This window comes from Paraglaciecola sp. 25GB23A, assembly GCF_040012495.1.
Taxonomy (GTDB): Bacteria; Pseudomonadota; Gammaproteobacteria; order Enterobacterales; family Alteromonadaceae; genus Paraglaciecola.
Map to the genome: position 1 here is coordinate 22,715 of NZ_JBDYKM010000016.1, position 12,800 is coordinate 35,514.

General features: G+C 41.1%; 10 protein-coding genes. 9 read left to right on the top strand and 1 reads right to left on the bottom strand.

The features are described from left to right. Positions 1-18: 18 nt before the first annotated feature. Positions 19-1,632 (bottom strand): LruC domain-containing protein, encoded by a 1,614-nt coding sequence (locus tag ABKW31_RS16900; protein ID WP_348617749.1) that lies wholly within the window; start codon positions 1,630-1,632, stop codon positions 19-21. A gap of 274 nt (positions 1,633-1,906) precedes the next feature. Here ABKW31_RS16900 and ABKW31_RS16905 point away from each other — a divergent pair, with 274 nt between their 5' ends. The 9 genes from ABKW31_RS16905 (at position 1,907) to ABKW31_RS16945 (ending at position 12,546) form a co-directional block, all read left to right on the top strand. Next, positions 1,907-2,632 carry a hypothetical protein gene (locus ABKW31_RS16905; RefSeq protein WP_348617750.1) on the top strand — a complete coding sequence of 242 codons (726 nt, stop codon included), beginning with the start codon at positions 1,907-1,909 and terminating at the stop codon, positions 2,630-2,632. A gap of 308 nt (positions 2,633-2,940) precedes the next feature. Continuing rightward, positions 2,941-4,227, top strand: a complete 1,287-nt coding sequence (locus tag ABKW31_RS16910; protein WP_348617751.1) for a WecB/TagA/CpsF family glycosyltransferase — start codon at positions 2,941-2,943, stop codon at positions 4,225-4,227. Continuing rightward, the gene (locus ABKW31_RS16915) at positions 4,227-4,892 is read left to right on the top strand and encodes a sugar transferase (RefSeq protein ID WP_348617752.1); all 666 of its coding nucleotides are present in this window, start codon (positions 4,227-4,229) and stop codon (positions 4,890-4,892) included. The genes ABKW31_RS16910 and ABKW31_RS16915 overlap by 1 nt, the downstream gene beginning before the upstream one ends. A 321-nt stretch (positions 4,893-5,213) precedes the next feature. Then, on the top strand, positions 5,214-6,488 hold the full coding sequence (locus ABKW31_RS16920) for a polysaccharide biosynthesis/export family protein (protein ID WP_348617753.1): 1,275 nt from the start codon (positions 5,214-5,216) through the stop codon (positions 6,486-6,488). Between the two features lie 7 nt (positions 6,489-6,495). Next, positions 6,496-7,887: a hypothetical protein gene (locus ABKW31_RS16925; protein ID WP_348617754.1), complete on the top strand. Its 1,392-nt coding sequence runs from the start codon at positions 6,496-6,498 to the stop codon at positions 7,885-7,887. Continuing rightward, positions 7,842-9,119 (top strand): O-antigen ligase family protein, encoded by a 1,278-nt coding sequence (locus tag ABKW31_RS16930; RefSeq protein ID WP_348617755.1) that lies wholly within the window; start codon positions 7,842-7,844, stop codon positions 9,117-9,119. Before ABKW31_RS16925 ends, ABKW31_RS16930 begins: the two co-directional genes overlap by 46 nt. A gap of 483 nt (positions 9,120-9,602) precedes the next feature. Then, positions 9,603-10,724, top strand: coding sequence for a polysaccharide pyruvyl transferase family protein (locus tag ABKW31_RS16935; protein WP_348617756.1), 1,122 nt, complete (start codon positions 9,603-9,605; stop codon positions 10,722-10,724). Next, the gene (locus tag ABKW31_RS16940; protein WP_348617757.1) at positions 10,702-11,688 is read left to right on the top strand and encodes a glycosyltransferase family 2 protein; all 987 of its coding nucleotides are present in this window, start codon (positions 10,702-10,704) and stop codon (positions 11,686-11,688) included. The genes ABKW31_RS16935 and ABKW31_RS16940 overlap by 23 nt, the downstream gene beginning before the upstream one ends. Before the next feature lie 12 nt (positions 11,689-11,700). Further along, positions 11,701-12,546 carry a glycosyltransferase family 2 protein gene (locus ABKW31_RS16945; protein ID WP_348617758.1) on the top strand — a complete coding sequence of 282 codons (846 nt, stop codon included), beginning with the start codon at positions 11,701-11,703 and terminating at the stop codon, positions 12,544-12,546. Positions 12,547-12,800: the final 254 nt, after the last annotated feature.

The following is a 12,800-nucleotide window of genomic DNA, read 5'->3' on the forward strand; positions in this document are numbered from 1 at the left end:
TTATCCTCATTTATCAGCTTAATAAATATGATGTGGTCTTTCGGAACTTTGATACCAATCTTGAGCTTGCTGCCCAGCACTTTCTACCCATATTTCATAGTTTGGATATGCCCACAACACATCTATATATTCCCTAGGATAGCGCCAATCACTATTAATTTTTAATGCCCATGGTAGGTTATGCTCGTTTCTAAAATAGCGACCAGACTGCGGTTCTGATGTATCGTCAAGGCGACCAAAGCGACCAAAATTAAAAAGATCTGTAGGAGGGTAATCGGCGAAGTGAATTTCTAGACTGCGGTCATCACTGCGAAAGATAAAAAAGTCCAAACTGGAATGGGGTAATGCAGTAAGCGCAGATACAAAACTAACATCTAACTCAAATGGGATGGGGGCAAACTGCTCACACGTTATTACGGTGTTAAAATGCGCACACTTATCTTGTCCATTGGTTTGAGTAAATTCGTGACTATCTTGCCATAAAATTAATACGGTATCCGACTGATAGTTTTCTGCCCTTTTAGCAAAACTTTGACCACCAACTACAATATTAGCTTGGCTGACAATGTCGTTGTCGGTATTTAACAAGCGAAGACCAAAACCATTGTGGTTTGCTGCACCACGAGCATCAATATAGCCACTGAGTTTAAACCCACTGATCTTGCCATTAGCGTTATAGATAACTTGCAGCCTCTCTCTGATCACTAAATCATTAAGGTCATAATCACCTTGATTTGGCCAATTATCTTCAAAGGCAAGGGTCACCCACTCTTTTTGCGATGGGTAATAACTGCTAAACGCGCGCTGGTAGTCATCCGGAAACTCATCTTCAGCATCTATCACGCCGTCTGCGTCTTTGTCGTTAACTTGAGGGACTACCTTCAATTGGTTTGTCGCTAAAGCGCTTTCTGGCGTCACTTTCACGGCAAATACTGCATCATTAAAGTCATTATCGCCCCAAGTACGCGGTAAATCTTCAAAAGCCAGTACCACCTCAGACACCTCTTCGTCCAACAAAAGTACCGCGTGTTGACGTAAGCTCGGATCCTGTTCTGGATTAAGGTGCTGTAGCGAGTAGTAGTAGGGTACAGGCTTAGGTCTTACGCCTGTGTCATACCAATAACCATTTGCAGCAATAAAAAAACCTATATGAGTACCAGCAGGAAACGTACCTAAACTTAAACGATGTCCATTGGTAAGGTGTGGGTAAGACAAATTAGGGAACACCACTATTTCTCTCACGTCCGAGGGAGTTTGTGGAGGATTTTGTGGGTCAAAAATGAAATAACCAAATGAATTTCGATACCCAGCTCCCTCATGTACAAAGGTAATAAATACTTCCCCCTCTTCTACTAAACTAATAGTAGAACCAGCATCATCAGTTAAAAAAGCCTTGTTAATAGCACGCTCTGGCAGCGCATTGTTGATCCTCGCAAAAAAGTCAGCTGGATAGTCATTAAAATTCCAAGTTAAATTATTTGGTTTACCAATATCTTGCTGATATCCCACTGGCCATGGCTCTCCGTTCAGAAACGTCCATACATACTCACCATTTTGGGTTTCAGTAGAATGGACTGACAACGACAGTGCACTAACTAACCCGCTAATTATCAAACTCAATATTTTATTCATTTACTCCTCCTATTTTATTCATGCAATTGGCATATTTTTGATTCAGTTGAAGTGTTAGCCAGAAGTGTGCCAATGGCTACAGAGCCTATATTTAAAGGGGTTAGCTTAATAAGCCAGGAGCATTCACGATCTTTTTTGCAATATGCAAAGCAAACTGAATAAATCTATTGGGAATTTTGCAAACTAGATGGGCCGAGTCTGGTTTTGTCGACTCAAGCAATGTGGAGCGAATTTTGCTTTACATCAACATGATGTGACAACCAGCGGGTCAATTATGAAAAATAACTCTACCTTGATTTTTAGTATTGCCTTAAATGGTTATCAGTGGCTTTACCATAAAGAATTAGACTCTCACCATCAATATGCCAGTAAACAAGGTTACGATTATCAAGCCGTGACGCGCCCTTACTTTTCAAAATTAGGTGTCGAGTGCTGCTGGTTAAAACTAACTTTAATGCAACAAGCATTTAACGCAGGATATGAGGTTGTGGTGTTTTTAGATGCTGACGCCTTTGTACAAGCATCGTGTCCGCCTATTGAAACCGTATTTAAGCCGCATAAATATTTTTTTATGGCAAAAGGCTATACTCAACGATTTAACTCTGGAGTTTTGATCGCAAAAAATGAGAGCAAAGTGAGAGAATGGTTAAACCTTCTGATCAACCATCGTAATCACCAAGTAGCTGAGCAATGTAATGTAGGCTGGGGTGAAAATGGCCACATTATTGAGTTCAGTCAAAACTGTTCATTTATTCAAGAGTTGAACAATAAATGGAATAACACCTTTGACAGTGAGTTAGATGATTATATTCGTCATGAAAACTTTGGTCCTCTACGCACTAATTTTCTGTATAACCTCATTCATAAACTCATATCTCGAACATCAAGACTATTACAAAAAATTAATAAACCCATCAGCAAAACAGCCTTACAACTTGAGTTAGAAACCCAAAAAATTGTCAAGTACTACGCTATTTTTCGGCCTGTTAGTCAAGCGTAAGCTCGCTTATCTACTTGTTTTTTTCTCGTCTCAAAAATGTATCTAATTTTGAATATCCCCAACTGATATTCAGACTATTTAGAGCTCCTAATTTAGCCTCGTACGTTTTTAAATTCGTTTATTTTTGAGGTATTTTTTATTTGCAGAATGATTAGCAAAATAGAAAATATTTTTATTCTGCAACATGTAAACCCCTCAATAAAAACTAACATAAACCGTTTTAAATCAATTAGATACAAAAAATAACCAACTTGGCACATCTATAGCAATAGTCACTTTAGTTAAACTAATATTGCAGGAAGTGCCTTATGCTAAAGCAACCTATTCCCTATACCAATTTATCCCACGTCGAGGGGCAAACCAGTCGTAAAAATTATCGAGGTGAAAAACTCGATAAGCCTTTGGCCTTGATACTGATGACGGTTTTATTACCACTATTTTTAATCAATAGCGGACTGGCGATTTTAAGTCGTCAAACAATCCTTAAATCCATGTACAAAACGGATGCCTTTGGCAGAACGGTCATTTTGCATTCCTTTAACTGCGGTTGGCTGCCCAAAACTGCTTATTTATTTGATCTGCTAAAAGGCACACTGGGTTTTTGTGGTATATCCATGAAACACAGTTTTTCACCTTACACCCAGTTAAATTATAGTAATCAATATAACTGTCGAAGTGGGTTATTTAGTCTCTACTCATTACATCATATGACCGGATTGGTTATCGAAAATGAGCAACAGCTATTAGAAAAGCAACTTAACGGAAGCTACCTTGATTATCTCTTATTAATAACAAAAAGCGTTTTGTGCTTAATTCTGTATGGAAAGGGTAAAGAGCAAACACGTCACGAGGCAAAAATAAGGATATTTAATCACTCTCTAGCCAACGTGACCATGCAACAAGCGGTTAACTGGGTGACATCTGAAAGCCCAAACGAAACACCACAGCTTGGTTTTTTTATTAACGCACACTCAATCAATTTGAGTCTGAGTAATCCGGCTTTTCACCGCACGTTAAACCAGGCCGATACCTTATTTGCCGACGGTTCAGGTATTCGCATGGCTGCTAAAACAGCAGGATACAGTGTTAAGGAAAACACTAATGGCACTGACATGTTGCCACATTTATGCCAGGCCTGTGAGCAACAAGGCAAGTCAATATACCTACTTGGGGCTAAGCCAGGCACCGCAGAAAAAGCGGCAGCCAACTTACAAGCAACTTACCCCAATCTAAAAATAGCCGGCGTGCAACACGGTTATATGCCTAAAGACCAGATAGAGGACCAAATTGCCCGGATTAATGCCAGCGGTTGTCATGTTCTTTTAGTGGCAATGGGCTCACCTATTCAAGAAAGCTGGTTAGTTGAAAATCAAGCTAAGTTACGCTGTCAAACAGCATTAGCAGTAGGCGGATTGTTCGACTTTTATTCTGGACAGATAAAACGTTCTCCAGTTTGGATAAGAGAACTAGGACTAGAGTGGGTATGGCGATTGGTGCAAGAGCCGTTTAAAAAGTTTAAGCGCTACGTCATTGGCACCCCCTTATTTTTATTTCATGTTTTTATCTTAAATGCCGCATCTAAAGGAGCAAAATAATGAATACTCAAGCAATACCCAATATGTACCCAGAGCGCACTGTTGATAGTTCATCTAACTTTGCTCATCAAGGCATCCCACTGCCATTGCAACAACTAGCGGCCTTGGCAATATTGTTAATACTTAGCCCGTTTATCGCAATCGTGATGTTATTAATAAGTTTAGAAAGCCCAGGAGGCATCATATTCAAGCAAGTTCGTATTGGTGAATATGGTCGGCATTTTACTATGTACAAGTTCCGCTCAATGTTTTTAAAAACCGATAGCCGTTATCAAGAACCTCAGCCGACTGCTAGTGATCGCCAAGGGGTATGCAAAAAATATATCAATGATCCTCGTGTGACCAACATGGGGAAATTTATTCGTAAGTTCTCTGTGGATGAATTACCACAGCTTATAAATGTCATTAAAGGGGATATGTGTTTAATCGGTCCACGCCCCGCCTTAGCGATTGAAACCTATCAATATCGCCTATCTGATATGGCAAGACTGGTGGGTAAACCCGGACTGACTGGACTCTGGCAGGTTTCTGGTCGAGCAAACACCAATTTCGAGCAACAAATGGCTTTGGATACCCATTACCTCAACACACAAAGTATCATTAACGACTTTACTATTTTACTCAAAACTATTCCTGCGGTGCTCGGCGCTAAAGGCGCATATTAATTTAGATAGCTTTTATTTTATTGGTAACAGGGCTTAACTTTAATTGTGGCAACACAGTTTATTGTTAAGCCTTTTCAATATCATTAAAGCCAGAATTATTGGGCTTATGTGTAGCCCGTTTGCAGTTTAACTCATGTTTTTATCGTTATTTGTAGGCTAAATGCAATTTTCATTATGCAATTCGCAATTTGCAATTCGCGAAAAGAACAGCTCCCTCTCATTGCCTTATAAATATTAATCAATAAATTCAATAACTTAAAAAATAATATTTATTGGTATGGTTTCTGCAAAGTCTATATAAATGATGCAGGAGTGAACGACATGACAAACACTGAAAAAAACCCAACAGCCTTGGTATTAAGATATTTGGCTATCGGGTTAAGCCTTACACTCTTATGCGCTTGTGCTCAAACTAGCACTCAGGAAACCCTTTCTAAAGAACGATTTCACGGCACACCTGGTGGGCAAGGAGAACTATTTTTAAATGAAGCCGCACCCAAACGGACTTTTGCAATGGGTTTAGATTGCGCAAAAGTTCAAGACTTTGCTGCTCCATTAAATTATCGCATTGATCAGCCTCTACATCTGCCCTACCCCACTTCTGCCAGCAACAACAATATCGCTTTTGTTGACCAAGGTTTATTGCTCAGTCCAGGCGATTTGCTCAATGTGTTAATTGAAAATGGCGAAGGGTTCAGTGGGCGCTATGTTATTGATCATGACGGCGGGATTAATTTACCGATCATTGGCACCATCAGTGCCGCGGGCACCACCACTAACGATCTACAAAACCGCATCGAATTAGCCTTAGTTAGAGCCGACATTTTTCAAGCTTCTAGTCTCAATGTTGCTGTACAAGTATTAAATTGGGCTGCAATTGAGGTGTCAGTTGCGGGTGCGGTATTTCAACCGGGTCGCGTACTAATCAACAACAAAAATCCTAATGCGGTTATGGACGAAAGAACAAATGCATCGGGTGACTATTCAAATACTCGCTTATTATCTGAAGCGATTCGCGCCGCCTCTGGAGTTAGGCCAGATGCTAAAATTGACCAAATTATTTTGATCCGCCAAGGCTGGCAAGTACAGGTTGACTTGAGTGGAATACTCAGTGGTGAGCTTGTTCGCGATTATCCCCTAGTCGCTGGCGATAGAGTGATTGTACCCAGCACAGGTTGTTTTCAACCCCATTTAGTGCGCCCCAGCCAAATTACGCCCAAAGGCTTTCGGGTATTTATGTCTAATTTGATTGATTCTGCTGGCAGTAACTCATCAGCAGGTGTTGATAGTTACGCAACTAACATTCCTTATGGTACACGCCTACTCCAAGCTGCAGTATCGGCAAACTGCGTGGGAGGCAAAGAGTGGACTAATGCCCCTCGAACCGTCGTATTATCGAGCAAAAATCCAATTACCGGTGAAACTCAGGTAATAGAGCGCTCAGTTGAGCAATTAATGAAAATGCCACATTTAGAGCTAATCAATCCTTATTTGATGCCAAATGATGCGGTCGCTTGTTATGACTCAGGTATAACCAATTTGCGTGATGTAGCGGCGACCATTGTCGATATTATCACCCCATTTAAATTGTTCTAGGCTGACCATGAATTATCCACTTGTTCCCTTAACTAACTATGGCCGTTTCAGAGCGTTTATTTACCGCACGCTCAGAAAGCCCTATTTAGTCATTGCCCTTATCGCTTACTGCTTTGTTGGCTTACTGATACTGGCCTATTTAGCCAGTCCACCTCAATATGCTAGTGATATGGAATTAGTCTTGCCTGGCACAGGTAATAGTAGTTCCGTTAGTCTGGATGATGTGGGCCAGGTTGTTTCACAAACCAGCGCTCCCTTCGCTTCTGGTGGTTTCAATCCACGAGTAAACTACAAAGAAATGTTATCGAGTCGTGGGGTGCGCCAAAGAGCGGCGAAAAGCCTGGAATTAAGTCCAGAAGAATTTGGTCAAGCAAAAATAAAGTTAACCGAGCAAACCTCAATATTATTGGTCTCTATCAATGCTGGTAGTGAAGACTTAGCCAATAAAAAAGCCTGGGCTTTATACGAATCGCTGCAAACTGAATTAGACAAACTAAGGGAAGACGAAGTAAAAAGACGGGATAAAAGTATTCAAAAAGTTCTTGACCAATACCGCGCAAGAATGAACGAAAAACGTTTGGCTATTGTGGAGTTCCAACAGCGTTCAGTATTAGTGTCTGTTGAGCAACTCACTCAATTGATTACGACCCTGTCAGGTATGAATGAACGCCAACTTTACGTGCGCTCAGAAGTCTCGCGCTTGGATACCTACATCAATCAACTGAGCAAAAATCTAGGCGTATCACCCGGCACAGCCGGACAAGCCTTTATCTTGCAGTCAGACGTGGAGTTTAGAGCCTATTTAACCGAGCTAAATGTTACCACTACTCATCTTACTGAATTTGGTGCAGTATGGGGTGAAAATCATCCACAAGTTCTCGCTCAACAAAAGCGTTTGAGTAATACCAAAGCAGCAATACGTCAGCGCAGTGAGGAAATATTGGGTTTTAACAGTAATCAACTTTTTGACGGTTTAAACTTAGAACTTAACCCTAAACGAGCGCAATTATTCGCGGATTTAATTGATGCTTTTGCAAATAAAGAAGGTCAAGTTTCATTGCGTTCTGAATTAGAACGGGCCATTGCTCAAGTCTCTGACCAAGTAAAAGTTTTTTCTCGTGAAAGCATCGAATTAGAGCGTATACAACGCGAGTTTAATATGGCGGAAGCAGTATTTACCTCTGCTGCCGCAAATTTGGAGGCAAGTAAAGCCGATGTTTTTGCCTCCTATCCCGTGCTACAAATGTTAACGATTCCTTCCTATCCTACTGTTCAAAGTAGCCCTAAGCCTCTGATCGCGGCCGTTGTGGCGTTTGTAGGGTTTTTCATGATCACTTTTGGACTCGTCGTATTATGGCAACGCAACAACATTATCCAAATTCTGCTGAAGAAAGACTAGTTTGGTATGGAATAACAGCGAGCTACCCGCTGTTTCTTATCGGAGCCTTGTATATTTCAGGCTCTCTATTAGGCTGGATAATAATCGCAATGGCTACCCTGCGTTGGTATGTGCAAGGTAGCGAATCAAAAGCGATGATTTCAGCTTTGGTATGGATGTGGATTGCTAGCGGATTGGTCATGTTGCTCGCCTTAATAGTAGGCCATATTGATTGGGCTCTCGGTTTCGGGCAAACCATAAAGTCGACTATTGGTTGGGTAAAAGGTTGGGCACTTATCCCGCTGTTTTTAGTGATTGGTTCGGTGATTAATATTAAGCCTGAAATGCTCATTAGAGCCATTTGCATACTAGCGTTTCATTCTTTTATTTTTGCTTCCATTACTTTACTCGTCAGCTTTGTAGGAGCTCCCGGTGACTTATTTATCTCCCCCTTGAAATTTGTAGGGGGCCCTGGTGATGGTTTTTTTACTGTCAGTTTATATGGCTTAAATCCTGAAAGCGGTGGTTTACGTTGGCGTTTTTTTGCACCATGGGCACCAGCTGCAGGTTTTATTTCCTGTCTATTCCTTATTTTTTGCTTACAAGAAAAAAATCGTTTTTGGCGCAACTGGGGAGTGATTGGTTGTGTAGCGATGTGTTTATTTTCTCAATCACGGGCTGGCTGGGCCATCTTTATCATTCTGTTTCCCGCCCTACTTTTAGCCCATAAATTTAAGAATCCTTGGTGGTTTATAGCATTAGGCGTAGTTATTCCAATGGTTGTGATACTAGGTCAACCCTTATTTGAATCACTCATGAACGCCTATGAAGATGTTAAGGCCTCTCGTCCTGGTTCAACTCGCGTTCGCGCCACTTTGGCGAAACTAGCCATTGAACGTTGGCAAGCTGAGGCACCTATTTGGGGTCATGGCATTGTTGAACCGGGTCCTAAAATTGTTGAAGGCATGCCTATTGGATCGCATCATAGTTGGTATGGTTTGTTATATGTGAAAGGTATTGTCGGTTTTTTAGCCCTTGCCGTACCTTTATTTTTTACCACAGTGTATTTGTTGTTACAAAGTCACAATAACTCACTGTGTCGCAGCGCTTTTTTTATGTTACTTGTCATATTCTGCTACTCATTTTTCGAAAATTTAGAAATTTTATCTTATCTCTATTGGCCAGTGCTGATATGGATAGGGATGGCGCTCAACCCAAAAAAATCCGCCGCATTTCATGCTCTAAAGCGATGATGATTATCTCGTGAGTTAAAATAACATATCCCACAGTGTCGATGTCACATTGCAGCGAGTCAGTACCAAAGCACACTTAGCCTTTACGATATCCAACCCTCAGTTTTAAAAGACAGTGAAAGATCGGGCTTAAAGTCTTTATTTTACTATTCAATACTGTTTTCAAAATGCAATTTCGCAATTTGCAATTTGCTAAAAATCAAGTTAAGTCATTTAAAAAATATATTTTCTTCATCTATTTCAATAACTTAAACAGACAAATTTGTTGGTACGGTTTCTGCAAAGACTAAGTAAATGATGTAGGGGTGAACACGGCAATAACACATGCAAAGCCCAGCATCTGACTCATTTGTAGAGTTTTTACTGTTTTTCGTCATTTCCAGTTGGTCATTTTTCGAAAATTGAAAACTTTTTATTAGTTTTATTGGCTGGCAATTATTTAGATTGGCATGGCCCTTAACCCTCTTAAACCAGGAGCCTTAAATGTTACAAAGAAATGATGCTTATCTTGTTGGATATTATGGCATGCGCAATAGCGGCGATGACGCACTGATGTTAGCCAGCGCATGGGGCATCAAACACATACTCGGCAGTAACACCACTAAGATAAGTTTAGCTGGGTCAGTGCAACACCCGCTGTTCGGCGCTCAAGCGGCTAATTTAAAACCGAACCAGCGTTTTAGTGGAGAAAATCGTTTAGCACATTATCGCTCAGCCTTTACCAGTAAACGAGTGGTCTTCGGAGGAGGCTCTGTTTTACACAGTGAAACTGACATTAATTTAAAACGCCATCTCATGGGTTTAACACGGTCAAATGCGAATTTAGCGCTTGGCGTTAGCGTCGGCCCCTTTGCCACTAGTGGCGCTGAGAAAGCTTGTACTAAGTTTCTCAATGAATGCAGTTTTGTTGGCGTCAGAGACAGCGAAAGTTTGGATATTGCCACGAGTATCGCGCCTAATGCCAACGTACAAAAAACCTTTGATTTAGCCCCTTTATTACTCTGTTCTGAACACTATCAACCGCTTAAATCAGCACGTTTGGGAATTGCCCTTGCACTTTGTCCTGTCGCAATCGATGCCATGGGAAATATTGATAAAGAAGCAGAGACAAGACGGGTAATTCAATTGGCTCAGCTCATTACTCGTCTTCATTTAACCACTGGCGAGCCTATTACCTTACTCGAGTTTAATGGTCATGCACTTTTAGGCGATTGGCAAATTAACCACCCCATTATGCGCAAACTTAAAAGCACTGTTCCTTTGTATATAAAGCCCTACAACCCTGATCCCATTGCAGTAATAAGCGATTTAGGTCAATACAAATGTGTTATCAGCATGCGTTTACATGGGGCAATTATGGCTTACCTCGCAGACACTCCGGTGATATCACTTAACTATCATCGTAAATGTCGCGGCTGGTGTGAGCAAATCCAAATGGCCAAAAATTATCAGTTTGAACTTAATGAATTAGACTTTGCACAGGTCGCTTGGCAGGTTGAAAAAGGACTTAGCGATGGGTTTATTGAACCCAAACTGCCAAAAAAATCAGCTCTTACTCAAGCCCTTTCTAACTGGAGAGTCAATGATGAATTTACCCCAATTTAGTGTTGTTATCCCGCTTTATAATAAAGAGCAGCACATATTACGCACATTAAAAAGTATCCAAAAGCAACGATACTCTGTGGCTGAAATCATCGTGGTAGATGATGGCTCAAGTGACAATGGCGCAGCCCTTGTTGAGCAACTTAATTGGCCTAATTTGACCCTCATACGTCAAAAAAACCAAGGCGTATCAGCCGCACGCAATACCGGTGTCGCGGCAGCCATGCACTCTTATATCGCATTTTTAGATGCAGATGACGAATGGCTACCTTTGTATTTAGAAGAAATGGTCGCCTTGATCCATCAATTTCCACAGGCCGGTTTGTACGCATCTCGTTATCAAATAGTGGCGTCAGATGAGCGCTATGTTGACGCTAATATTTATCTGCCAAAGGTGAACCCCAACGGCATGCTGTTGCACAATTATTTTCATATTGCATCACAAGGTAATTTACCTTTTATGACCTCTAGTACGACGGTAAGACGTGAGATATTCGAGAGCCTTGGTGGTTTCCCAGTAGGCGAGTCGATGGGCGAAGATCAAACTTTATTTTGCAATATGGCCCTTAAAAGCACTATAGCTTATTCACCCAACATCCATTTACTTTATCACTGCGACGCACAAAACCAAGCTACTCAGCATCATATACCTGGCACAGAGTGCGCATTTAGTCAGCGTATTCAGGCCTTAGCTGAGCAAGCACAATATGCTGACTTAAAACCGGATATGTTGCGTTATTGCGCTGCGCATTTGTGTCACATTGCCAAACTCAATATCCAACAAAGGCGTTATGACATTGCTCGTCAATTATTGTCAGATCCACGCACTAAACTAAAAACCAAACATCGTCTTGCCCTGTTTAGTTGGTCTTGGCTGAAACAATCAGAAATGACGTTTAGGTACTTACTAGGCAAAGGGCTTAATACTTTTTACAAAGTAAAAAAATCAAATTCAATTAGTTTTTAAGAGGGACAAAACATGAAAATCAACGCAATTTGTATGGTTAAAAATGAAGCCGATGTTTTAATAGAAACCCTGCAACACGCTTTAGCTTTCTGTGACAACATTTATGTGTTCGACAACGGTTCAAACGATGGCACATGGGAAAAACTACAAGCCTTTGTTAAGCAAGAGCCCCGTGTCATTATCGCCGCTCGAAGCGATGAAGTATTCAAAGAGCAACTGAGAAACCGTGTTTATAATCAATATCATCACCTCTTTTCAGCTAAAGACTGGTGGTATATTCTTGATGCCGATGAGATGTTAGCTCAAGATCCTCGCCCCATGCTTAAAAAGGCAATGCAGGCTGGAAAACAGCAAATGCGCATGTGGCAAGCGCAATTCTATTTCACCGACAAGGATGCCGAACACTATGCAACTGAAGACCATTCGAAGGCTGTAGCAGAAAGGCGCCGATATTACCGAATTAATTGGCGTGAACCGCGTTTCTTTTTAAATTCACCTGAGCAACAGTGGCCTGAAACCGTCAGTGGTCGCGTTCCGCCATTTTGTAAAAAGCTATATCGCCCTTCACCGATTTGTTGTCACTATGCGAACCGTACCCCAGAACAGATCCAGCAACGTCGTAAAATTCGCATTAATAACCCTGTCATTTTTATTCATGTACAAAGGCAAAATGCTAACGATTGGATGAAAAAATCCGCTGACTTATTTTACTTCGAACCTACCCAAGGCTTCCGCTTTCCCCTGCTTGATCAACTTAATTATTATCGTCGTGAATGTGGTTTTTGGTGTTCATGGCGGGTTAAAAGCGTTCTCAACTTAGTTAATAAGTACCGCACCACCAAACTATTGAGCCAGTAAATTGCCAAGCAAAACACCAAAGTAATATAGCTATACTTATAAATAAGGTCTTTCAGGGACGAAGGACATTGGCTATTAACTTTGTCAATCCCATCTTACGACACTGCCAGCCTTAATTTTATCAAACAGCAATAACGTGATGGTGGCAAAACATCCATGCACACCACGCTATTAATGCATTCTGCTAACTCAGTAAAAGTAGCTACAGCAATCTTAAATATTACCCATTCAGGGTAAATCCAGCGATTTACTGC

Bases quoted from the DNA above. Each gene is read 5' to 3' on its own strand.
- ABKW31_RS16900 (WP_348617749.1), bottom strand. From the start codon at position 1,632: ATGAATAAAATATTGAGTTTGATAATTAGCGGGTTAGTTAGTGCACTG.
- ABKW31_RS16905 (WP_348617750.1), top strand. From the start codon at position 1,907: ATGAAAAATAACTCTACCTTGATTTTTAGTATTGCCTTAAATGGTTAT.
- ABKW31_RS16910 (WP_348617751.1), top strand. From the start codon at position 2,941: ATGCTAAAGCAACCTATTCCCTATACCAATTTATCCCACGTCGAGGGG.
- ABKW31_RS16915 (WP_348617752.1), top strand. From the start codon at position 4,227: ATGAATACTCAAGCAATACCCAATATGTACCCAGAGCGCACTGTTGAT.
- ABKW31_RS16920 (WP_348617753.1), top strand. From the start codon at position 5,214: ATGACAAACACTGAAAAAAACCCAACAGCCTTGGTATTAAGATATTTG.
- ABKW31_RS16925 (WP_348617754.1), top strand. From the start codon at position 6,496: ATGAATTATCCACTTGTTCCCTTAACTAACTATGGCCGTTTCAGAGCG.
- ABKW31_RS16930 (WP_348617755.1), top strand. From the start codon at position 7,842: ATGGCAACGCAACAACATTATCCAAATTCTGCTGAAGAAAGACTAGTT.
- ABKW31_RS16935 (WP_348617756.1), top strand. From the start codon at position 9,603: ATGTTACAAAGAAATGATGCTTATCTTGTTGGATATTATGGCATGCGC.
- ABKW31_RS16940 (WP_348617757.1), top strand. From the start codon at position 10,702: ATGATGAATTTACCCCAATTTAGTGTTGTTATCCCGCTTTATAATAAA.
- ABKW31_RS16945 (WP_348617758.1), top strand. From the start codon at position 11,701: ATGAAAATCAACGCAATTTGTATGGTTAAAAATGAAGCCGATGTTTTA.